General features: G+C 67.6%; 24 protein-coding genes and 1 tRNA gene. 14 read left to right on the forward strand and 11 right to left on the reverse strand.

From position 1 onward, the window contains the following. Positions 1-103 precede the first annotated feature (103 nt). From J0I47_RS02850 to J0I47_RS02865, 4 genes are all read right to left on the reverse strand, one after another. The gene (locus J0I47_RS02850; RefSeq protein ID WP_294044927.1) at positions 104-1,288 is read right to left on the reverse strand and encodes an acyl-CoA dehydrogenase family protein; all 1,185 of its coding nucleotides are present in this window, start codon (positions 1,286-1,288) and stop codon (positions 104-106) included. Continuing rightward, a complete protein-coding gene (locus J0I47_RS02855; RefSeq protein ID WP_294044928.1) occupies positions 1,285-2,610 on the reverse strand; it encodes an amidase family protein in 1,326 nt (441 codons plus the stop codon). Before J0I47_RS02855 ends, J0I47_RS02850 begins: the two co-directional genes overlap by 4 nt. A gap of 142 nt (positions 2,611-2,752) precedes the next feature. Continuing rightward, the gene (locus tag J0I47_RS02860; protein ID WP_294044929.1) at positions 2,753-4,786 is read right to left on the reverse strand and encodes a 3-hydroxyacyl-CoA dehydrogenase NAD-binding domain-containing protein; all 2,034 of its coding nucleotides are present in this window, start codon (positions 4,784-4,786) and stop codon (positions 2,753-2,755) included. A gap of 122 nt (positions 4,787-4,908) precedes the next feature. Beyond that, positions 4,909-6,132, reverse strand: coding sequence for a serine hydrolase domain-containing protein (locus J0I47_RS02865; protein WP_294044930.1), 1,224 nt, complete (start codon positions 6,130-6,132; stop codon positions 4,909-4,911). A 122-nt stretch (positions 6,133-6,254) separates the two neighbouring features. Here J0I47_RS02865 and J0I47_RS02870 point away from each other — a divergent pair, with 122 nt between their 5' ends. From J0I47_RS02870 to J0I47_RS02880, 3 genes are all read left to right on the forward strand, one after another. Continuing rightward, positions 6,255-8,000: a class I adenylate-forming enzyme family protein gene (locus tag J0I47_RS02870; protein ID WP_294044931.1), complete on the forward strand. Its 1,746-nt coding sequence runs from the start codon at positions 6,255-6,257 to the stop codon at positions 7,998-8,000. Positions 8,001-8,090: 90 nt separating this feature from the next. Further along, the gene (locus J0I47_RS02875; protein WP_294044932.1) at positions 8,091-8,225 is read left to right on the forward strand and encodes a hypothetical protein; all 135 of its coding nucleotides are present in this window, start codon (positions 8,091-8,093) and stop codon (positions 8,223-8,225) included. Between the two features lie 65 nt (positions 8,226-8,290). Then, positions 8,291-9,016 carry a Crp/Fnr family transcriptional regulator gene (locus J0I47_RS02880; RefSeq protein ID WP_294044933.1) on the forward strand — a complete coding sequence of 242 codons (726 nt, stop codon included), beginning with the start codon at positions 8,291-8,293 and terminating at the stop codon, positions 9,014-9,016. 80 nt (positions 9,017-9,096) lie between these two features. Here the strand turns inward: J0I47_RS02880 and glpK are convergent, their stop codons facing one another. Continuing rightward, entirely contained in the window at positions 9,097-10,578 is a 1,482-nt protein-coding gene (glpK, locus tag J0I47_RS02885; protein WP_294044934.1) for a glycerol kinase GlpK, read from the reverse strand. Positions 10,579-10,632: 54 nt separating this feature from the next. On the opposite strand from glpK, the gene J0I47_RS02890 reads away from it, so the two are divergent. Together J0I47_RS02890 and J0I47_RS02895 are read left to right on the forward strand one after the other, a co-directional pair. After that, positions 10,633-11,811, forward strand: a complete 1,179-nt coding sequence (locus tag J0I47_RS02890) for an AI-2E family transporter (RefSeq protein WP_294044935.1) — start codon at positions 10,633-10,635, stop codon at positions 11,809-11,811. A gap of 73 nt (positions 11,812-11,884) precedes the next feature. Continuing rightward, positions 11,885-11,961 (forward strand) — tRNA-Asp (locus J0I47_RS02895). A gap of 105 nt (positions 11,962-12,066) precedes the next feature. Here J0I47_RS02895 and J0I47_RS02900 read toward each other — a convergent pair. The 6 genes from J0I47_RS02900 to J0I47_RS02925 all read right to left on the reverse strand — a co-directional run bounded on the left by J0I47_RS02900 (position 12,067) and on the right by J0I47_RS02925 (position 14,066). Further along, positions 12,067-12,336: a type II toxin-antitoxin system RelE/ParE family toxin gene (locus J0I47_RS02900; protein WP_294044936.1), complete on the reverse strand. Its 270-nt coding sequence runs from the start codon at positions 12,334-12,336 to the stop codon at positions 12,067-12,069. Next, entirely contained in the window at positions 12,324-12,500 is a 177-nt protein-coding gene (locus J0I47_RS02905) for an antitoxin (RefSeq protein WP_294044937.1), read from the reverse strand. The genes J0I47_RS02900 and J0I47_RS02905 overlap by 13 nt, the downstream gene beginning before the upstream one ends. A 24-nt stretch (positions 12,501-12,524) precedes the next feature. Further along, positions 12,525-12,755, reverse strand: coding sequence for a DUF2842 domain-containing protein (locus J0I47_RS02910; RefSeq protein WP_294044938.1), 231 nt, complete (start codon positions 12,753-12,755; stop codon positions 12,525-12,527). Between the two features lie 10 nt (positions 12,756-12,765). After that, entirely contained in the window at positions 12,766-13,326 is a 561-nt protein-coding gene (locus tag J0I47_RS02915) for a 5-formyltetrahydrofolate cyclo-ligase (protein WP_294044939.1), read from the reverse strand. A 294-nt stretch (positions 13,327-13,620) separates the two neighbouring features. Continuing rightward, positions 13,621-13,839 carry a cell division protein ZapA gene (locus J0I47_RS02920; RefSeq protein WP_294044940.1) on the reverse strand — a complete coding sequence of 73 codons (219 nt, stop codon included), beginning with the start codon at positions 13,837-13,839 and terminating at the stop codon, positions 13,621-13,623. Positions 13,840-13,892: 53 nt separating this feature from the next. Next, positions 13,893-14,066, reverse strand: coding sequence for a hypothetical protein (locus tag J0I47_RS02925; RefSeq protein WP_294044941.1), 174 nt, complete (start codon positions 14,064-14,066; stop codon positions 13,893-13,895). A 157-nt stretch (positions 14,067-14,223) separates the two neighbouring features. Between J0I47_RS02925 and gap the strand changes: the two genes are divergently transcribed. The 9 genes from gap to J0I47_RS02970 all read left to right on the forward strand — a co-directional run bounded on the left by gap (position 14,224) and on the right by J0I47_RS02970 (position 22,293). After that, positions 14,224-15,231, forward strand: a complete 1,008-nt coding sequence (gap, locus tag J0I47_RS02930; protein ID WP_294044942.1) for a type I glyceraldehyde-3-phosphate dehydrogenase — start codon at positions 14,224-14,226, stop codon at positions 15,229-15,231. Further along, a complete protein-coding gene (locus tag J0I47_RS02935; RefSeq protein WP_366809673.1) occupies positions 15,231-15,773 on the forward strand; it encodes an MOSC domain-containing protein in 543 nt (180 codons plus the stop codon). The genes gap and J0I47_RS02935 overlap by 1 nt, the downstream gene beginning before the upstream one ends. Then, positions 15,770-16,960 (forward strand): phosphoglycerate kinase, encoded by a 1,191-nt coding sequence (locus tag J0I47_RS02940; RefSeq protein WP_294044943.1) that lies wholly within the window; start codon positions 15,770-15,772, stop codon positions 16,958-16,960. The genes J0I47_RS02935 and J0I47_RS02940 overlap by 4 nt, the downstream gene beginning before the upstream one ends. After that, entirely contained in the window at positions 16,960-18,219 is a 1,260-nt protein-coding gene (locus J0I47_RS02945; RefSeq protein WP_294044944.1) for a putative 2OG-Fe(II) oxygenase, read from the forward strand. Before J0I47_RS02940 ends, J0I47_RS02945 begins: the two co-directional genes overlap by 1 nt. A 44-nt stretch (positions 18,220-18,263) precedes the next feature. Next, a complete protein-coding gene (locus J0I47_RS02950; protein WP_294044945.1) occupies positions 18,264-19,172 on the forward strand; it encodes a fructose bisphosphate aldolase in 909 nt (302 codons plus the stop codon). Continuing rightward, complete coding sequence (locus J0I47_RS02955; protein ID WP_294044946.1) at positions 19,172-19,846, forward strand: O-methyltransferase; 675 nt, start codon at positions 19,172-19,174, stop codon at positions 19,844-19,846. Before J0I47_RS02950 ends, J0I47_RS02955 begins: the two co-directional genes overlap by 1 nt. Positions 19,847-20,058: 212 nt before the next feature. After that, entirely contained in the window at positions 20,059-20,757 is a 699-nt protein-coding gene (gene thiE / locus J0I47_RS02960; protein WP_294044947.1) for a thiamine phosphate synthase, read from the forward strand. A gap of 34 nt (positions 20,758-20,791) precedes the next feature. After that, positions 20,792-21,355 carry an elongation factor P gene (gene efp / locus J0I47_RS02965; protein WP_294044948.1) on the forward strand — a complete coding sequence of 188 codons (564 nt, stop codon included), beginning with the start codon at positions 20,792-20,794 and terminating at the stop codon, positions 21,353-21,355. Between the two features lie 125 nt (positions 21,356-21,480). Then, positions 21,481-22,293, forward strand: a complete 813-nt coding sequence (locus tag J0I47_RS02970; RefSeq protein WP_294044949.1) for an inositol monophosphatase family protein — start codon at positions 21,481-21,483, stop codon at positions 22,291-22,293. Positions 22,294-22,295 lie beyond the last annotated feature (2 nt).

The following is a 22,295-nucleotide window of genomic DNA, read 5'->3' on the forward strand; positions in this document are numbered from 1 at the left end:
CGTCGCCCCGGCCTTGGGCCGGGTTCCACCGAGCCTCTCGACCAAAGCACCGGTGGATTGAGTGGACCCCGGCACAAAGTCGGGGTGACGGCTATTGTCTTGATTACCGGTCCGGCAATTCCAGAATCCGCTTCGAGATGATGTTGAGCTGGACCTCGCTGGTTCCGCCCTCGATCGAATTGGCCTTAGTGCGCAGCCATGCACGCGGGGCACGGCCGCCGTCGGAGCGTTCGCTCTCCCATTCGACCGCATCCGATCCGCCGGCCGCCATCTCCAGCTCGTGGCGCGACTTGTTCAGTTCGGTGCCGTAATATTTCATCATGCTGGGCTGCGCGGGATGCGCCTTGCCCGCCTTGAGATCGTCGATGAACTTCTCCGACATCGCGCTGAAGGCCCGCGCGCGAACTTCGTGCAATGCGATCTGGCCGCGCAGGATCGGGTCGGCGAGGCGGCCCTGCGCGTCGAGCCCGAGCCGGTCGAGCGCGGTGCCGACCAGCGTCCCGCCGCTCGACAGGCCCAGCCCCATGCCGGAGATCATCTCGCGCTCGTGCCCGAGCAGGTATTTGGCGACGTCCCAGCCCTTGTTGAGCTCGTGGACCAGGTTCTCCTTGGGCACCGTCACATTGTCGAAGAACGTCTCGCAGAACGGCGAATAGCCACTGATGAGCAGGATCGGCCTGGTCGAGACGCCGGGCGAGGCCATGTCGAACAGCAGGAAGCTGATCCCGGCCTGCTTGACCGACTTGTCGGTGCGGACGAGGCAGAAGATCCAGTCGGCCTTGTCGGCGTAGCTTGTCCAGACCTTCTGCCCGTTGACCAGGAAATGGTCGCCCTTGTCCTCCGCGCTGGTCGCCAGCGCGGCAAGGTCGGACCCGGCATTGGGTTCCGAATAGCCCTGGCACCAGCGGATTTCGCCACGCGCGATCCTGGGCAGATGCTCCTTCTTCTGCGCCTCGTTGCCGTATTTCAGCAACGCCGGGCCGAGCATCGAGATGCCGAAGCTGTTGAGCGGGTTGCGGCATCCCATCGCGCGCATTTCCTCGCGCAGCACCTTGCTTTCGGCCGGGCTCAGCCCGCCGCCGCCATATTCCTTGGGCCAGTCGGGCACGGTCCAGCCGCGCGCGCCCATCGCGTCCATCCACGCTTTCTGCGCCGGGCTCAGCATCGACTGGTCGCGGCCGCCCCACACGGCGTCTTTCTCGCTCCGCATCGGCTCGCGCATCTCCGGCGGGCAGTTCGCCTCCAGCCACGCGCGGGTTTCCTGGCGGAAGGTATCGAGGTCGCTCATCGCATTACTCCATGCGCCAGCCGTGCGACGGCGATGGCGGTGTGGTCCTGATAGGTGTCGGCGATCGCCTGCACGCCGATCGGCAGGCCGTCGGGGTCGGTGGCGATTGGGAAGCTGGTCGCGGGCAGCATCGGGAAGGTCGCGAGCCCGGGAAAGGCGAACTGCGCGCCGAACGGGGTCGGCTCGCCGTTCACCGTGACCATCCGCTCCGGGATCGGGGTTGCGTCGTGCGGAAAGGCGGTGATGCCGAGATTGGGCGCGATCACCGCGTCATACTGCGCGAACAGCCGCGCCCAGGCGCGCTTGTTGCGGGCCTGGCGGTCGCGCAGGTCGAACCACTCGATCAGCGTCGCCGGCGGCGTCCCCTCGGGCGGCTGCCCACGCATGATCGTGATGTTGAGCATCTTCCAGTAATCGCGGTGCTGCGCGACGAGATCGGGCAGCAGGTCGCTGTGCCGGTCGACCATGACGCCCGCCGCGTGGAGCGCATTCGCCAGCCGGTCGATCGCCTCTGCCATCGACGACGCGACGGGGGCGAGCGGATGACCGTCCAGCACCAGCACGCGCCAGCCGCTCGGCGAGCGATCAGCGGCCTGCGCCAGCGGATGATCGGCGAGGATGTCGAGCGCCAGCGCCAGGTCGTCCGGATCGCGCGCCATCGGGCCGATCACCGACAGTTCGCCCGGCGCGCCGTCGGTGCCGGGGAAATAATGCCCGTCGCGGGAGAGGGCACCGAACGTCGGCTTGTGCCCCCAGACGCCGTTGAATGCGGCCGGCACCCGGATCGACCCGCCGATGTCGCTGCCGAGTTCGAGCGGCACCATCCCCGCCGCCAGCGCCGCCGCCGCGCCGCCCGACGACCCGCCCGCGACGCGCTCGGGATGATGCGGGTTGTTGGTGCGGCCATAGATCGGATTGTCCGATTGCAGGTCGGCGAGCAGCGGCGGCACGTTGGTCTTGCCCAGGATGACCGCGCCGGCACGCTTCAAGCGGCGCACCGCCTCGGCATCGGCCTGCGCGACGAAATCGCGCGCGGCCTCCAGTCCCCAGGTGGTCCTGAGCCCGGCGACGTCGAAACTCTCCTTGACCGTCATCGGCACGCCGAGCAGCGGTCCGGTCTCGCCAGCCGCCAGCCGGCGGTCGGCCGCGCGCGCTTGTTCCCGCGCCCGGTCGAAATCGCGCACGACGACCGCGTTGATCGGTCCGTCGCGCGCCTCGATCCGGGCGATCGCGGCCTCCGTCTCGGCGAGCGCGCTGGTCTCGCCGGCGCGGATCGCCGTGGCGATGGCGATGGCGGAGCGTTCGGTCATCGCGACGGTCATCGCACTAATCCCACCGTCACCCCCGCGAAAGCGGGGGCCCAGCTTCTGCGGTCGCGACAGCCACGACCGGTGTTTGCCGGGCGAGCCAGGAAGCTGGGTCCCCGCGTTCGCGGGGATGACGACGTTTGAAGGGCAGGGGGCGTCAAAACCGCTCCCCCGCCTCGGCCTTGCGGCGGAGCAGCGGGGCGACCTCGACGCCGTTCGCTTCCAGCCCGGCGACCACCTTGTCGAGCCCGACCGTGTTCGCCCAGAACATCGGCCCGCCGCGATAGACCGGCCAGCCGTAACCGTAGATCCACACCGTATCGATATCCGACGCGCGCTGCGCCATGCCCTCGTCGAGGATCTTCGCGCCTTCGTTGACCATCGGGTAGAGCGTCGCGGCCAGGATGTCGTCGTCGGTGAAGTCGCGCTTCGCCTGGTTCGATTTCGAGCGGAATTCCTCGATGATCTCGGCGACTTCGGGCGAGGGGGTGGGGTTCCGCTTCTCGTCGTAATCGTAGAAGCCCTTGCCGGTCTTTTGCCCCCAGCGGCCTTTCGCGGCGAGCGCATCGCGGATGCTTTCGATCCGGGTCGGGTCGCGGTGCCAGCCGATATCGACGCCGGCCAGGTCGCTCATCTGGAACGGTCCCATCGGCATGCCGAAGTCGACGATCGCCTTGTCGATCTGGTCGGGCCGCGCACCTTGCATCAGCATCGCGTTGGCCGGGCCTTGGCGCTGCGACAGCATGCGGTTGCCGATGAAGCCGGGGCACACGCCTGACACCACCGCCACCTTGCCGATCGGCTTGGCCAGCGCCATCACCGTGGCCAACACGTCGGGCGCGGTCTTCGCGCCGCGCACGACCTCCAGCAATTTCATGACGTTGGCCGGCGAGAAGAAGTGCATGCCGATCACGTCCGCCGGCCGCTTGGTTGCGGCGGCGATCTCGTCGACATTGAGGTAGGAGGTGTTGGACGCCAGGATCGCGCCCGGCTTGGCGATCGCGTCAAGCTTGCCGAACAGCTCCTTCTTGACGTCCATATTCTCGTAGATCGCCTCGATGATGAGGTCGCAATCCTTGAGCGCGTCGAGGTCGAGCGTCGGGGTCAGCAGGCCCATCAGCTGATCGACCTTGTCAGCGGTAAACCGGCCCTTTTTCGCCGAATTGTCGTAGTTGCGGCGGATCGTCGCGACGCCGCGGTCGAGCGCGTCCGGCGCGGTTTCGACGATCGTCACCGGGATGCCGGCCTGGAGGAAGTTCATGCTGATGCCGCCGCCCATCGTGCCGGCGCCGACCACGCCGACCGACTTGATCGAGCGGAGCTGCGTGCCCTCGGGAATGTCGTCGACCTTCGCCGCCTGCCGCTCGGCGAAGAACATGTAGCGCTGGGCCGCCGATTGCGTACCCATCATCAACTTCATGAACTCGTCGCGCTCGAACACGATGCCTTCCGCGAAGGTCGAGCCGTCGGCGGCCTTTTCGATGCAGCGGATGTTCGCGGCCGGCGCGTCGAAACCGCGGAACTTGCGGGCGTTAGCGGCCTTGAATGCGGTGACCGCGTCCGGGTCGGGCGTCGCGGTCTGCTCCGAGGCGCGGGGCAGGGGGCGCTTGGCCGCTACCTCGCGCGCGAAGGCGACCGCATCCGCTTCCAGCGACTCCTCACCGACGATCCTGTCGATCAGCCCGGCGTCGTGTGCGCGCTTGGCCGAGATCGGATTGCCGATCGCGGTCATCTCCAGCGCCAGCGCGACCCCGGCGATGCGCGGGATGCGCTGCGTGCCGCCGGCGCCGGGCAGCAGGCCGAGCTTCACCTCCGGCGTGCCGATCTTCGCCGACGGCACCGCGACGCGATAGTGGCAGCCGAGCGTGACCTCGCACCCGCCGCCGAGCGCGGTCCCGTGGATCGCGGCGACCACCGGCTTGTCCGACGCCTCGATCATGTCGATCACGGTGCCGAGGCCAGGGCCCTTCATCGGCTTGCCGAACTCGGTGATGTCGGCGCCCGCGAAGAAGGTGCGGCCGTCGCAGCGGATCACCATCGCGGTGATGCTGGCATCGGCGGTACCCTGCTTGATCGCCGCCTCCAGCCCCTCGCGCACCGCCGCGCCCAGCGCGTTGACCGGCGGGTTGTTGGAGATGATGACGAGCACGTCGTCGTGGCGTTCGGTGCGGATGGGGCTGGTCAATGTCATCTCCTGTCATCGTCATCCCCGCGCAGGCGGGGATCCATTTTCGCTCGGCTCGGTAAGAGCCACGCCGTTAGCCAGAATGGATTCCCGCCTGCGCGGGAATGACGGCGTTGTGTATTTCGGTGCTAGGTCAGCGCGGCATAGATCAGGGTCTTCAGCTCGCGGCGGATCGGGTAGAGGCTCGACGGGCTCAGCTGCGTCATGAACACCATGTGCAGCCGCTCGACCGGGTCGATGAAAAACGCGGTCGAGAACATCCCGCCCCAATAATATTCGCCGACCGACCCCGGGATCATCGTCTTCGCCGGATCGAGGTTGACCGCGAAGCCGAGCCCGAAGCCGACGCCGGCATTGGTCGCTTCGCTGAACAGCGACCGCGACAGCGAGGCGAGATCGGCCCCGCCCGGCAGGTGATTGACCGTCATCAGCTCGAGCGTCTTGCGCCCGATCACCCGCGCGCCCTCCAGCTCGCCGCCGTTCAGGCACATGCGGCAGAAGCGGTGATAGTCGAGCGCCGTCGAGACGAGCCCGCCGCCGCCCGACAATTGCGTGGGCTGGCGGGACCACGCGCTCTCGGCGCCGCGATCGTACATCACGCGACCCTTGCCAGGCGCGAAGGTGTAGCAGTCGACCAGCCGGTCGGTCTTGTCGGCGGGGACGACGAAGGCGGTGTCCTCCATCCCCAGCGGCTGGAAGATGTGCTCCGCGAAATAAAGGTCGAGTGGCTGGCCCGACACGCGCTGGACGACGGCGCCGAGCACGTCGGTCGACAGCGAATAGTTCCACGCCTCGCCCGGCGAGAATTCGAGCGGTAGTTCGCCGAGCGCCGCGACCAGCCCGTCGAGGTCGAGATTGCCATGCCACGCATCGATCTTGCCCGCGCGATAGGCGGCGTCGATGTTGCCGCGGTTCTGGAAGCCGTAGGTCAGTCCCGACGTGTGGCGCAGCAGGTCGAGCATCCGCATCGGTTCGGCGGTCGGCTTGGTCGCGAACGGCACGCCGGCCCCGCCGCCATTATAGACGCCGATATTCTTGAATTCGGGCAGGACGTGGTGGACCGGCGTGTCGATTGCGACCTTGCCTTGTTCGACCAGTTGCATGAACGCGATCGAGGTGATCGGCTTGGTCATGCTGGCGATGCGATAGATCGAGCGGTCGTCGACCGGCGCCGGACCGTCCGCGCGCGCCGCGCCCTGGCTGGAGAAATGGACGATCTCGCCATCGCGCGCGACCAGTAGTTGGGCGTTCGCCAGCTTACCCGAATCGAGGTACCGTTCCTTCAGGAACGGGTCGATGCGCGCCAGCCGACCAGCGTCGAAGCCATGCGATTCGGGCGCCGTCATCAGCATCGCGTGTCCATACCCTCGTTTCTAATCCGCGACCTCTATTGCCTTGAGCGCGGCGTGAATCAACTCTAACGTTACGCCAAATCCGGCAAACCGGAATCGCCGAAGAGACGAATGGAGAGGCTGTGTCGACCAACCCCGTGATCGCGCTGGACTCGAGCTGGCCGAAGGTTTCGCTGAAGGACGCGACCGCCGCGCTGACCGCGCCGGGGACGAAGTTCGAGATGGCGACGGTGACGATCCGCGGCGTGCCGACTCGCGTGTGGAAGAATGCGCCGCACGATATCGGCCAGCTCGTCGACCTGTCGCGGATGCATGGCGACCGGGTGTTCGTGGTCCATGACGACGAGCGGGTGACGTACGCGGCGTCGTACCGCGCGATCGCGACGCTGGCGCGTGCGCTGGTCGACATGGGGGTGGGGAAGGGCGACCGCGTCGCGTTCGCGATGCGCAACCTGCCGGAATGGCCGGTGATCTTCTTCGCGATCACCACGATCGGCGCGATCGCGGTGCCGCTGAACGCGTGGTGGACCGGCGGCGAGCTGGAATACGGGATCAACGATTCGGGTGCGAAAGTCCTGCTGGTCGATGCCGAGCGCTACGATCGGATCGCGTCGCATCTGGCGGCGACCCCGGCGGTCGAGCGCGTCATCGTGACCCGCGCGCCACAGCCGATCGCGGGGACGATCGCGCTGGAGGACATCATCGGCGGCCCGAAAGATTGGGCGACGCTCCCCGCCGACGACCGTCCGCGCATTGCGATCGACAGCGATGACGATGCCACGATCTTCTACACCAGCGGGACGACCGGCAATCCGAAGGGCGCGCTGGGCACGCACCGCAATCTGATGACCAACATCCTGTCGGGCGCGTTTTCCGCCGCGCGCAGCTTCATCCGGCGCGGCGAGGCGATCCCCGATCCGACGCCGCGCACGATGCTGACGGTGATCCCGATGTTCCACGTCACGGCGTGCTCGGCCGGGCTGATGGGGATGCTGGCGAGCGGCAGCACCACGATCTTCATGCGCAAATGGGACCCGATCCGCGCGATGGAGATCATCGAGCGCGAGAAGGTCCACTTCACCGGCGGCGTGCCGACGATCGCGTGGCAGCTGCTCGAACATCCCGACCGGCATCTTTACGATCTCTCCTCGATCGAGGCGATCGGCTATGGCGGGGCGCCGTCCGCGCCCGAGCTGGTGAAGAAGATCTACGAGGAATTCGGCGCGTTGCCCTCGAACGGCTGGGGCATGACCGAGACAATGGCGACGGTCACGGGTCATTCGGCGGAGGACTATCTCAACCGCCCGACCAGCGCCGGGCCGCCGGTCGCGGTCGCCGACCTGGAAATCCGCGCCGACGACGGCGTCACCGTGCTGCCGATCGGAGAGGTCGGCGAATTGTGGGCGCGCGGGCCGATGATCGTGAAGGGCTATTGGAACAAGCCGCAGGCGACCGCCGAGACCTTCGTCGACGGCTGGGTCCGCACCGGCGACCTGGCGCGGCTGGACGAGGAGGGGTTCGTCTACATCGTCGATCGCGCCAAGGACATGGTGATCCGCGGCGGGGAGAACATCTATTCGTCCGAGGTCGAGAACGCGCTGTACGAACATCCCGCGGTGACCGACGCCGCGGTGATCGGCGTGCCGCACCGGTCGCTGGGGGAGGAACCGGCGGCGGTCGTCCATCTGGCACCCGGTACCAGCGCCAGCGAGGCGGAACTCCAGGCATGGGTGCGCGAGCGGCTGGCGGCGTTCAAGGTGCCGGTCGCGATCCGCTTCGCGCCCGAAACGCTGCCGCGCAACGCCAATGGCAAGATATTGAAGAAGGACCTGAAGGGCCTGTTCGCCGACCGCGCCGTAGCCGCCTGACGCGCCCAGTTAACCCTCTCTCGGTGACATGGCCCGGAACCATGCTCCGGCGGCCGTCGTTCTGGCGGCGGAACAGTAAGGAGGAGTATCATGTCCGAGATCCGCACCGAGGAAAACGCCAGCGTCGCGCGCACGAGCTTCAACGTGGCCAACGTCATCATCGCGATCGCCATTCTGTTGCTGGTGCTCGGCGTGCTGAAATATTTCGGCGCCTCGCCGTTCTAGCCGCCCGGTCCGCCTAGCGTGAAAAGCATTGCCGCGCGTAACGATTTCGCCGTAGCGTCGCGGCGATGCTGACTGACAATTTCCTGAAGGGCCGCCGTCGTCGCGAGATGAGCGCCGAAGAGCGCGCAGCACTCGAATCGGTGATGGGCGATCCGGTCACGCTGCCGCGTCGCCGGATCGTGGCGCGGCGTGACGAGGTGGTCGCCCAATCGACCTTCCTCGTTTCCGGCTTCATGTGCCGGTACATGGACAGCCTGGACGGGCAGCGGCAGCTCGTCAGCATCCAGACCTCGGGCGATTTCGTCGACCTGCACGGTTACCCGCTGCAACGGCTCGATCACGACGTCGCGACCTTGAGCGAATGCGTCGTCGCCTATGCGCCGCATGACAAGCTGACCGAACTCATCGAGGCGTTTCCCCACCTCGGACGGTTGCTGTGGTTTTCGACGATGGTCGATGCGGCAATGCATCGCGAGTGGATCTTCCGGCTCGGCCGGCTCGACGCGGTCGGGCGAGTCGCGCACATGCTGAGCGAGACCTATTGCCGGCTCCATTCGGTCGGGCTGGTCAAGAACCACAGCTTCGACTGGCCGCTGACGCAGCAGGATTTGGGCGAGGCGTGCGGGCTGACCGGCGTCCACGTCAACCGCACGCTGCGCGTCCTGCGCGAGGCGGGGATGGCGGAAGTGTCGGACCATGTCGTGACGGTGCTCGACTACGACCGGCTGGCATCGGCCGGCGAGTTCGATTCGGACTATCTGTACCTGAACGACCACACGCGGACGCCGTAGCGGGGCTGGCGGCTGGTTCGTCCTAGGCCGCGCGGGAGCACGCTTCTTAGAACATCAGGGGTTGGACGGGCTCTTGTCGCCTAGTCGGCCGCCGCGACTACCGACTTCACCGCTCGCTGCCAGCCGTCGAGGCGCTTCTGCCGCGCCGCCGCGTCCATTGTTGGTGCGAACGTCGTTACCGCGCCGCGCATCGCGCTCGCCGCGTCCAGATCGGCGAACAGACCGCAGCCGACGCCCGCGAGCATCGCCGCGCCCAGTGCCGTCGTCTCGATGAACGCGGGCCGCTCGACGCTAACGTCGAGCAGGTCGGCCAGGTCCTGCGCCATCCAGTCGTTGGCGACCATGCCGCCATCGACTCGCAGCGTCGTCCAGTCGGTGCCGTCGGCGGCGAACGCCGTCTTCAGGTCGTGCGCCTGATGCGCCATCGCCTCCAGCGCCGCCCGTGCGATATGCGCGCGCGTCGCCGAAAAGCTCAGCCCCGACAGCGCCGCGCGCGCATCGGCCTCCCACCACGGCGCCCCGAGTCCGGACAAAGCGGGGACCAGATAGACCCCGGCATTGTCGGCGACCGACCGCGCCAGTTCCTCGGTCTCCGCCGCGGTCGCGATCAGCTTCACCGAATCGCGCAGCCACTGGACCAGGCTGCCGGCGACGAACACCGACCCCTCCAGCGCGTAGTGCCGCTTGCCGCCAAACTGCCACGCCACCGTCGCGAGCAGGCGATGGTCGGAATGGGGCACGTTCTCGCCGCACTGCGCCAGCACGAACGCGCCGGTGCCGAACGTCGCCTTGGTATCGCCGGGCGCGAGGCACGCCTGGCCGATCGTCGCCGCCTGCTGGTCGCCTGCCATGCCGCAGATGGGAATCGCCGCGCCAAACAGGGTGGTTTCGCCATAATGCCCCGCGCAATCGACGATCTCCGGCAGCGCGGCGCGCGAAGCGCCGAATAGCTCGATCAGCTCGTCGTCCCATCCGCCATCGAGCGCCATCAGCGCGGTGCGGCTGGCGTTGGTCGCGTCGGTCACGTGCACGCCGCTGCCGCGCTCGCCCGCGGTCAGCTTCCACACCAGCCAGCTGTCGATCGTACCGACCGCCAGCCGATCGCCCGCCTCGCGCAGCTGCGGCCATTCGCCCATCGCCCAGCCGATCTTCGATCCCGAGAAATAGGGATCGAGCAGCAGCCCGGTGCGCTGCTGCACCATCGCCTCGTGCCCGGCCTGCTTCAGCTGGCGACAGATCGCGGCGGTGCGGCGGTCCTGCCAGACGATCGCGGGCGCCAGCGGCTCGCCGGTCGTCTTGTCCCAGAACACGATCGTCTCGCGCTGGTTGGTGATACCAATCGCGGCGATCCGCTCGGCCCCGCCAGCCTTGTCGACCATCGCCCGCGCACAGGCGAGCGTGCGGTCCCAGATCTCGCTGGCGTCATGCTCGACCAGGCCCGGGCCGGGATAATGCTGCGTCAGGTCGGCGGACTGGCTGCCGAGGCAACGGCCGTCGGGCGTGAACAGCATCGCGCGGGTGGACGTCGTCCCCTCGTCGATGACCAGCAGAATCTCTCCCATCGCGCCACGCTAGCCGGGATTACAAAGCGCGCCAATGTCGCTACCACCGGCAGGATGGACGATACGACGACGACACCGCCGACGACCGACGCCGTGCCGGACGAATTGCCGGTGGTCGACGATCGTCGCGACCGGTTGCTCGCCGGGCTGACGCTGATCGCCGGCGTGGCGCTGGTCGTCGGGTTGCCGTTCGCGTTGAAGGCGGGGGCGGAATTCTTCCTGCCGGTCACGATCTCGCTGGTGATCGCGATCGCGCTGATCCCGGTGCTCGAATGGTTCGAGCGGCGGCGGTTGCCGTCGTGGCTGGCGGCGCTGACCTGCGTGCTCGGCTTCCTGATCGCGGCGAACGTCGCGCTGGCGGCGATCGTCGTCCCGGCGATCGAGTTCTTCCGCAAGCTGCCCGAGCGGATCGACCGCATCCAGACCAACCTGGCGCCGCTGATCGACCTGTACGCGACGCTGCAGAAGTACCTCAATCGCACGATCACGCATCTGGCCAATACCGGCCCGGTCAAGACGCCCGCCACCACTGCCGTGGCGCCGCCCAGCTCGCTGCTCGAACTCGCCGCGACCTCGGCGCCCACCGCGATCGTGCAGGTCATCTTCGGCATCCTGGTCGTGTTCTTCTTTCTGGCCGGGTGGACGCGGGCGCGACGCAAGACGATCACCAGCCGCACCAGCTTCGACGGCGCGATGGCGACGGCGCGCGTGATCCAGGACGTGGTCGACGACGTGTCGGCGTATCTGGGCACGATCACCCTCATCAACCTGGTGCTGGGCGGGATCGTCGCGGCGGCACTGTGGACGATCGGCATGCCGTACCCGCTGATGTGGGGCGGCATCGCGGCGTTGCTCAACTACGTGCCGTATTTCGGGCCGATCGTGGCGGCGTTGCTGCTCGGACTGGGCGGGCTGATGACGTTCAGCGACATCTGGGTCGCGCTGATCCCGGCGGCGATCATGATCGGGTGCCATCTGGTCGAGGCGAACGTGGTGACGCCGCTGATCGTCGGGCACCGGCTGACGATCAATCCGGTGCTGATCCTGATCTCGCTGAGCTTCTGGAGCTGGGTGTGGGGGACGCCGGGCGCGGTGCTCGCGGTGCCGCTGCTCATCATCATCCAGACCGTGATCGGCGCGGCCGGCAAGCCCGACATCGCCGGCTTCCTGTTCGAACGCGGCACGCTGGTCCGCGAGCAGAAAAAGCCGCGGTTCGGGCTGCGGCGGAATTAGGCGAGATTAGTTCCGGAACCGTTGTTGACAGGCCGGCGACCCTCCCGTAGTGGCCGCGCCTCACGCTTCTCAAGCGGGTGTAGCTCAGTTGGTTAGAGCGCCGGCCTGTCACGCCGGAGGTCGCGGGTTCGAGCCCCGTCACTCGCGCCACAGCGTCGTCCGAAAGACGCGCTGGCGAAGCCATCGCGCATTCGGACAAGCTCGGCCGGCCTCGCTGCAAGCGAGGTCCGACGACGCGGCTTCGCCGCGGCGCCGCTAGCGTAACTGGCGTCCGTGCCGAATGCTCGCGATATATGCGACCTCGTCCACGACGAAATACCGCAGCACATATGGCGGCACGCTGACCAGTTCGCGAAACCCGTCGCCCGCCGGGCGCCCACGATTGGGAAAGTCGCACAGGCTCTCGCCGGCAGCATTCAACCGCCGGGCGATGTCGTTCGCGGCGTCCATGTTGAATTGCCCGATATAGGCGCGGATCGCATCGATACTGGCCAGAGCGTCGGCCAGCCAGATTACGCGAGCCATTCGGGCGGGATCGGCGTTTCCTCCGGCGTGCCCCATTTGAGCAGCCATTCGCGAACCAACTCATGCGGAACGCCTTTGCCGGCGGCGATATCGGCCAGCGCCCGGCGATCCGATTCGGCCTGCGCCTGTGCACTCATGCGGAAGATGTCGGGCTCGACCTTCATGCCGGACTTTCTATCATGCGCTCGTCACGATTTCCACCGCCCGGTCTCCATCCAGCTCAGCATCCGCCGCATCGGCAGCAGCCACAGCCACGCCACGCCGGCCGCGACGTAGAACGCCAGTTGCAGCACGCCCGGCCATGTCCCGACCCAGCGCGACAGGCTGGCGACGGCGACGCACCACACCACCAGCATCGCGACGATCGCAAGCATGCCGACCGGCTTCTGCCAGCGGGGCGTCGGCGCGTTCGCATTCATCGAGGGAAGCTCATCGCAGCATCAATCCTTGTTCGGTCACGATCGCGTGGAGCGGCACGTCCCACGCGTCGACGGGCAGCGCATCGACTTCCTGCACGCTCCACGCGACGCCCAGCCGCCATGCGTCGGGAAACAGCGCGAAGGCGCGGTCGTAATGGCCAGCACCCTGGCCGAGCCGGTTGAGCGACGCGTCGAATGCGACCAGCGGGGTCAGGATGATGTCGGGTGCGAGCGCGGGGGCCGCATGGTGCGGCTGGTGCAGCCCGAATGCGCCAGGGACCAGATCGTCCTCCGCGTCCCAGGCGAGGAAGCGCATCGGCTCGGCGCGGCTGACGACGTGGGGGAGGGCGACGGCGCAGCCGGCGGCGACGGCCGCGCGGGCGAGCGGCGACGGGTCGGCCTCGCTGCCGAGCGGGACGTAGGACGCGATCGTGACGCCGTGGCTGAGGCGCTCGCGCAGGGCATCGGGAACGGGGATAGTGGGAGCTTCGATCGCCACGAAGACGTCGCGCGCAGCGCGGATTTGGGCGCGGAGGAGGGACTTGGCGGTGGCGGTGCGGGGGGAAGTCATGCGAGCCGGCCGTATCGAAGAGGCGCGCCGCGGCGAAGCCGCGTCGTCGAAGCTCGGCTGAGGCCGAGCCCGGCCGCGCTAGCGCGTCTTGGCAGCAGCTTCGCTACCGCTCCGCGCGCGGCGCGGTGGCGGGACCACCATGGATCGGTGGCCGGGTTATCCTCTGACGCACGGTACGTCAGGTGGGGACCATGTACGTCGGACCAGGATCCGGGCAGGGACAGCCCCCATGGATGATGAATAGCCTCAGGGATAATAAAGGCTCGTATCGGGCAGTACCCGCCGCCGGACAATCTAGGCGTCCGGCGCCGGTTTCTCAAGGGTGTCGGCGATCCCCTCGAGCCGATCGGCCAGCGTCGCGAGATAGGCGGCGCTCGGCCCGCCGCCAGTCGCGGGGCGGTGTTCGGCCGCATACAGGCTGTCGGCCAGCATCAGCGCGACCAGCAGCATCGTCCGTTCGGCGTTGAGCCCGCCCGACGCGCGATTGGCCGGCGCCCAGCGCTGGTCGAGCATCTCGCCCGCGACAGGTGACGTTGTGGCGGCGGTCCCCGATCGTCAGCGTGACCTCAGCCATGCTTCGCCCCCAGCGCGTCGAGCGCGGCGATCGCTTCGCCGACCCGCCCACGCAACGCGTCGTGGCGTTGCCGCAGTTCCGCGGTCGCACGATCGCGCGCCGCGACCGCTCGCTCGATCCGCGCCAGCGCGGCGTCGATGCGATCGGTGGGGGAAGCGTCTGTCATAATCCTGGAATAGCACGGGGCAGGGGGGCGGCAAGATCGATTCGCCGCGCGCGCGATGCGTCCCGGCGGTTGACGCGATGGCCGCGCATCCCCAAAGGCTCGCGGCGACCGCCGGCCCCCAATCGCGCGCGTGCCGGCAGCAGGAGGAGCACGACACATGGCGGTGAAGGTAGCGATCAACGGGTTCGGGCGGATCGGGCGGCTGGTCGCGCGCGCGATGCTGAAGCAGCAGGACAGCGGGCTGGAGCTCGTCGCGATCAACGACCTGGGCGACGCCAAGTCGAACGCCTTCCTGTTCAAGCGCGACTCGGTCCACGGCAAATGGGACGGCGAGGTGTCGGCCGACGGCAACGACCTGGTGATCGACGGCAAGCGCATCCGCGTGACCGCCGAGCGCGACCCGGCCAAGCTGCCGCACAAGGAACTGGGCGTCGACCTGGTGCTCGAATGCACCGGCTTCTTCACCGATCGCGACGCTTGCCAGAAGCATATCGATGCCGGCGCCAAGAAGGTGCTGATCTCCGCGCCCGGCAAGAATGTCGACCTGACCGTCGTCTACGGCGTCAACCACGACAAGCTGACCGCCGACATGACGATCGTGTCGAACGCGTCGTGCACGACCAACTGCCTGGCGCCGGTCGCCAAGGTGCTGAACGACACGTTCGGGATCGAGCGCGGGCTGATGACGACGGTCCATGCCTACACCAACGACCAGAAGATCCTCGACCAGATCCATTCCGACATGCGTCGCGCGCGCGCCGCCGGCATGTCGATGATCCCGACCACGACGGGCGCCGCGCGCGCCGTCGGCGAAGTGCTGCCGGAGTTGAAGGGCAAGCTCGACGGTTCGGCGATCCGCGTGCCGACCCCCGACGTGTCGCTGATCGACCTGACCTTCACGCCGAAGCGCGACGTGACGAAGGACGAGGTCAACGCCACGCTGAAGGCGGCGGCCGAGGGGCCGCTGAAAGGCGTGCTCGATTACACCGACGAGCCGCTGGTCTCGATCGACCTGATGGGCGCGCCCGCTTCGTCGACCGTCGACAGCCTGGAGACCGCGGTGCTCGAAGGCAAGCTGGTCCGCGTGGTCAGCTGGTACGACAATGAATGGGGCTTCTCCAACCGCATGGTCGACACCGCCAAGGCGATGGCGGCGCTGATCTGATGGCCACATCCGTCGCCCCGGCGCAGGTCGGGGCCGCTAAGTTGGAGGGCGATGCGCTCGGCCACGCAGCGGTCCCGGCCTGTGCCGGGACGACGGGAATAGTGGCCGGCATCGCCCGCCACGCGCGGCCGAAGGCGCCGATGGAGCTGATCGACCATGCGACGATCACCTTCGCCGGCGGCGTCCAGGGCGACTTTCGCGGCGCGATGAAGGGCAAGCCGTACAAGCGGCAAGTCACCCTGATGGAGGCGAGCGACTGGGCGACCGCGCAGGCGCTCGTCGGGCACAACATCCCCTGGCAGGAACGGCGCGCCAATCTGCTGGTCGAGGGGCTGGACTTGCCGCAGACCGCCGGTGCCCGGCTGCGCGTCGGCACCGCGTTGCTCGAGGTCACGGTCGAGACCGACCCCTGCGAGCGGATGGAGAAACTGGCCGAAGGATTGCGTGCGGCGCTCACTCCGGACTGGCGCGGCGGCGTCTGCACGAAGGTGGTCGAGGAAGGCGCGATCGCCGTCGGCGACACGATAAGGATCGAGGAATGAGCAGGACTTTTCGGACGCTGGACGATATCGGCGACATCGCCGGCAAGCGTGTGCTGGTGCGCGAGGACCTCAACGTGCCGATGGCCGACGGGGCGGTGACCGACGACACCCGGCTGCGCGCCGCGGTGCCGACCGTCGCCGAACTCGCCGACAAGGGCGCGCGGGTGATCGTGCTCGCGCATTTCGGGCGGCCCAAGGGCCAGCGCAGCCCCGACATGAGCCTGGCGCTCGTCACCAAGCCGTTCGAGCAGGTGCTGGGGCGCCCGGTCCGCTTCATCAACAGCGACGGCGCGGCGGACGCGGTGGCGACGCTGAAGGACGGCGATGTGGCGATCCTGGAGAATACGCGCTTCTTCGCGGGCGAAGAGAAGAACGACCCGGAAGTGATTGATATGCTGGCCGCGCTCGGTGACCTCTATGTCAACGATGCCTTCTCCGCCGCGCACCGCGCGCATGCCTCGACCGAGGGGCTGGCGCGCACGCTGCCGGCCTTTGCCGGGCGGCAGATGGAGGCCGAGCTCGACGCGCTCGACAAGGCGCTGGGTAGTCCGGAGCACCCGGTCGCGGCGGTGGTCGGCGGGGCAAAGGTGTCGTCGAAGCTCGACGTGCTCAAGCATCTGGTCGACAAGGTCGATCACCTCGTCATCGGCGGCGGTATGGCCAACACCTTCCTGGCGGCACGTGGGGTCAATGTCGGCAAGAGCCTGGCGGAGCATGATCTGACCGGCACGGCGGAGGAAATCTTCGACGCCGCCGACCGCGCTGGCTGCACGATCCATCTGCCCTACGACGTGGTGGTCGCAACCGAGTTCCGCCCCAATCCGCCGACGCGCACCGTCAACGTCCACGAAGTCGCGCCCGACGAGATGATCCTCGACATCGGCCCGGCGGCGACCGAAGCGCTGGGCGACGTGCTCAAGAATTGCCGGACCCTGGTGTGGAACGGCCCGCTCGGCGCGTTCGAGACGCCGCCGTTCGACGTCGCCACGATGAGCCTGGCGAAGACCGTCGCCGCGCTGACCCGCGACGGCTCGCTCGTCTCGGTCGCCGGCGGCGGCGACACTGTCGCGGCGCTCAACCAGGCCGGCGTCGCGGGCGACATGACCTTCGTTTCCACCGCCGGGGGTGCGTTCCTGGAATGGATGGAGGGCAAGGAACTGCCGGGGGTGAAGGCGTTGACGCGATAGTGTCCAGCCGTGCGGACCTGGCGTTCGCAGCCCTGCGCGCCGGTGACGATGCACGTGCCCTGTTTACTGCTGCGATAGCGGCCGATCCCAGCAATCCGCAATTGCGGATCGGCGAGGCGGAAGCGCGATTTGCGGCCGGGGAAACTGAGCCATGGGCGTGCCTCGACCCCCTGCTAGCTGCGCAACCGGAGTGGCTGGACGGACAAAATCTCCGCGCGGCGCTTCGTTGGGAAGGCGGGTGGGGACCTGCGTTCGCCGATGGTTTTCGGACGGCTATTGCGCGACGGCCCGATCACGCCGGTCTGTGGAATGCGTATATCACGATACTTGCCGGCGTTGGCGATCATGACGGGGCCGCGAATGCCGCGCACGATGCGCAGGCGCGGTTCGATGCGCCGATCCTGCGCTTGATCGAGGCTTCTCATGCCGGCTTGGCCGGCGATGTGCCAAGGGCCGATCGCCTCCTAATGTCTCTGCCGGAAGACCTGCCGGGACGAGCGCTCGTCGACGTCCGCCAAGCGTTGCGCCACGCGAAGTTCGATACCGCCGAAAGCCTGCTCGCGACCGCGAGAAACGAAAGTCCGGCCGATTTCGGTACATGGGCTTTGTTCGACATCGTATGGCGGCTGCTGGACGATGCGCGTGCGGACTGGCTGTCACGACAGGAAGGCTTGATCGCGACCGTCGAATTGCCCCTGTCGTCGGGCGATATCGAAGAGCTGTCATCGACACTGCGCACGCTCCATCGGCAACGTGCGCAGCCGGTCGGTCAGAGCGTGCGGGGCGGCACGCAGACTCGCGGTCCCCTGTTCGATCGGCGCGATCCTGCCATCCAGCATCTGCATCGCGCAATCCAGGACGGGGTCGATCGTTATCGCGCGAATCTTCCCGGACACGACGACGAACATCCGTTGCTGCGACATCGCGACCGCCGCCTTCTCGCCCGGGGTGGCTGGTCGGTACGGCTGCAGGGTTCGGGACATCACGTTTCGCACATTCATCCCGGCGGTATTCTGAGTTCCGCTTGTTATCTGGTCGTACCCGCGCTCGATGCCGAAACGCAGGAAGGTTGGTTGGAATTGGGTGCGCCGCCGCGTGACCTGATGGTGGATCTACCGCCGCTCGCGATCGTCGAGCCCAAACCCGGTCGCCTCGTCCTCTTTCCGAGTTACCTGTACCACGGCACGCGTCCGTTCGGGGCGGGCGAGCGGTTGACGGTGGCATTCGACGCGGTTGCGGAGGGCCGATCCGCTGTCTAACAGCCCGCCATCACATACGAATGCATGAAAACAAAGGGGAAGCCATGAACACCGCCAAGATCGCCGCCGGGCACGGTTTCATCGCCGCGCTCGACCAGTCGGGCGGGTCGACGCCCAAGGCGCTGAAGGGTTATGGCATCGAGGCGGACGCCTATTCGAACGATGCCGAGATGTTCGACCTGATCCACCAGATGCGCGTACGCATCATTACTTCGCCCAGCTTCACCGGCGACAAGGTGATCGGCGCGATCCTGTTCGAGCGCACGATGGATGGAAATATCGGGGATGGCGACGCGGCGGGCGTTGCCGTGCCGCAGGCGCTGCATGATCGCGGCGTGGTGCCGTTCCTCAAGATCGACAAGGGGCTGGAGGACGAAGCGAACGGCGTCCAGCTGATGAAGCCGATGCCGGGGCTCGACGACCTGCTGGCGCGTGCGGCGAAGCTCGGGATTTTCGGCACCAAGGAGCGCTCGGTCGTCAACGCCGCCAACCGCGACGGCATCGCCGCGATCGTCAAGCAGCAGTTCGAGGTTGCCGAGCAGGTGCTCGGCCACGGCTTGGTCCCGATCATCGAGCCCGAGGTCAATATCAAGAGCCCCGACCGCGCCGACAGCGACGCGATCCTGGCCGACGAGCTGAAGAAGGCGCTCGACGCGATGCCGGGCGACAAACAGGTGATGCTGAAGCTGTCGCTACCCGCGGTGGGCGGGACTTATGAGCCGTTGATCCACCACCCGCGCGTGCTCAAGGTCGTGGCGCTGTCCGGCGGGTTCCACCGCCCCGAGGCGTGCGCCGAACTGGCGAAGAACAAGGGCATGATCGCGAGTTTCAGCCGCGCGTTGCTCGAGGATCTGCGCCACCAGATGACCGACGCCGAGTTCGACGCCGCGCTCGCCGAGGCGATCGACCAAATCTACGTTGCCTCGACCGAGAAGACGCCGGACGCGAAGTGATGGTCGAGCGCACGCAGCCGCAGGATGCCTGCTGGGCGGCGGTCGATGACGATATCGGTGAGCGATTGCTCGGCGCGGATGCCGTGTTGAGCGGGGCGCTTGCCGCCAATGCCGCGGCCGGATTGCCGGACATCGACGTTTCGCCAGCGCAGGGGCGGATGCTGCACCTGTTCGCGCGGATGGCGAGGGCGCGGGCGATCCTGGAGATCGGGACGCTGGGCGGTTATTCGACGATCGAACTGGCGCGGGCGCTGCCCGGCGGTGGGCGGCTGGTGACGCTGGAGATCGATCCGCACCATGCCGAGGTCGCGCGGGCGAACGTCGCGGCCGCAGGGCTGGGCGATCGCGTCGAGGTCGTCACCGGGCCGGCGCTCGACAGCCTGGTCGCGCTCGACGGACCGTTCGATTTCGTGTTCATTGACGCCGACAAGCAGAATAATGCGGCCTATGTCGAGCACGCCATCCGGCTGTCGCGGCCCGGCACGACGATCGTCGTCGACAACGTGATTCGCGAGGGCGGTGTGCTCGATGCGGAGAGCGCCGATGGTCGTATTGTAGGCACGCGCGCGCTGTTCGATCTGGTGGCGGGGCACCCGCGGCTGACCGCGACGGCGGTGCAGACGGTCGGGGTCAAGAAGTGGGACGGGTTCCTACTCGCCATCGTCGACGCCTGACCGCCGGACGCGCCAACTTCCGAAGCGTCTGATGCGGAAATTTTACGTTTTTCGGCCGGAATCGCCGCTCGATTGGGGGCGGCGTCACTTTCGGACCATGGTTGCACACGGCTTTTCGGCATCCGCCGCTATTCGTTTCGGATGCGAAACGTAGACAGCGAGCCCGTGGTTGTGCGTGACAACTTCGCCAACTTTGGCGATGGCGGTGGACGATGACCGACGACGACCAACTCGACCCCCTCGATCCCGATTTCGCGACGTCGTTCAGGCGCGACGATCGCCGGCCGGCCGGCCAGCTCTATCTCATCTCGCCGCTCGACGTCGGCGGCGGGTTCGCCGACCGGCTGGCGCGCGCGCTCGACGCTGGACCGGTCGCGGCGTTCCAGTTCCGGGTGAAGCACATCGACCAGCACGAGGCGGCACGGCTGGCCGAGCCGCTCCAGCGTGTCTGTGCCGACCGCGAAGTCGCCTTCATCGTCAACGACAGCGTCAGTCTCGCCAAGCGGCTCGGCGCCGACGGCGTCCATCTCGGCCAGGGCGACGGCGACCCGCGCGAAGTCCGCCACATCCTCGGTCCCGACGTCCAGATCGGCGTGACGTGCCACGACAGCCGTCACCTCGCGATGGAAGCGGGGGAGGCGGGCGCCGATTACGTCGCGTTCGGCGCTTTCTACCCGACGACGACCAAGGACACGACGCACCGGCCGGACCCGTCGATCCTGAGCTGGTGGGCGACCTTGTTCGAGCTGCCCTCGGTCGCGATCGGCGGGATCACGCCGACGAACGTCGCGCCGCTGGTCGCGGCCGGTGCCGACTTCCTCGCCGTGTCCAACGCCGTGTGGGGCGGGGACGAGGCGGCGGCAGTGCGCGCGTTCGCCGCCGTGCTTGCCGGAACGGGGGCGTCCGGCTAAGGGCCCCGCTTTCCCTATTCGCAGGTACATCGTCATGAAGATCAGCGGCGTGGACATTCGTCCCGGCAATATCATCGAATATGAAGGCGGCATCTGGCGCGCGGTCAAGATCCAGCATACGCAGCCGGGCAAGGGCGGTGCCTACATGCAGGTCGAGATGAAGAACCTGCGCGACGGCCGGAAGAACAACGTCCGCTTCCGCTCGGCGGAGACGGTCGAGCGCGTGCGGCTCGATACCAAGGATTTCCAGTTCCTGTTCGCCGACGGCGACAGCCTGGTGTTCATGGACAAGGAAACCTACGACCAGACGACGCTGCCGCGCGACCTGCTCGGCGACGCCGCCGCGTTCCTGCAGGACGGCATGGACGTGGTGATGGAGCTGTACGACGAGGAGCCGATCAGCGTGCAGTTGCCTGACACGATCGAAGCGACGATCGTCGAGGCCGATGCGGTGGTGAAGGGGCAGACCGCCTCGTCGAGCTACAAGCCCGCGATCCTCGACAACGGCGTCCGCATCATGGTCCCGCCGCATATCGCGAGCGGTACGCGGATCGTCGTCGACGTGTACGAGCAAGCTTATGTCCGCCGCGCGGACTGAATAATTCCCCTCCCGCTTGCGGGAGGGGGTAGGGGTGGGCTCACGCTCACCATCGAGACCACCGCAAGCGGCAGGCCGGGCGCCCACCCCCGACCCCTCCCGCAAGCGGGAGGGGAGTAAGACAATTGCCCAGCCATTCCGGCCTCTTCACCGTCATCGAGCGTGCCGCGCGCAAGGCGGCGCCGCGCCTGCGGCGTGACTTCAACGAGGTCCAGCAGCTCCAGGTGAGCCGCAAGGGGCCGGCCGACTTCGTGTCGATGGCCGACAAGCGGGCCGAGCAGACTCTGGTCGAGGAACTGCGCAAGGCGCGGCCCGACTGGGCGATCCTGGCGGAGGAGGGCGGCGAGACCCCGGGCGATCCGAACAAGCCGCGCTTCATCATCGATCCGCTCGATGGCACGACCAACTTCCTCCACGGCCTGCCGCATTTCGCGATGTCGATCGCGGTCGAGGAGCCGCTGGCGTCGGGCAAGCGCGAGGTGACGACCGCGCTCGTTTACCAGCCGCTGACCGACGAGAGCTTCTGGGCGGAAAAGGGCAAGGGCGCGTGGTTGCAGGACCAGCGCTTGCGCGTGTCCTCGCGGCGCGACCTGTCGGAATCGCTGATCGCGACCGGCATCCCGTTCCTGGGTCATGGCAATTTCGCCGAGTGGAGCCGCATCTTCGGTGCGATCGCGCCCGAAGTCGCCGGCATCCGCCGCTTCGGCTCGGCCGCGCTCGACCTTGCCTGGGTCGCGGCGGGGCGGTTCGACGGATATTGGGAATCGTCGTTGCAACCGTGGGACGTCGCGGCCGGCATGCTGCTGGTCAAGGAAGCGGGCGGGTTCGTGACCGATTTCCGCGGCGGCGACCGCGCCATGGAGCGCAGCGAGTTCCTCGCCGCCAACGACGCGCTGCATTCGCGGTTGCACAAGCTGATCGCCGGCGCGCTGCGCTGATC

It is taken from the genome of Sphingomonas sp. (assembly GCF_017304635.1).
GTDB lineage: Bacteria > Pseudomonadota > Alphaproteobacteria > Sphingomonadales > Sphingomonadaceae > Sphingomonas.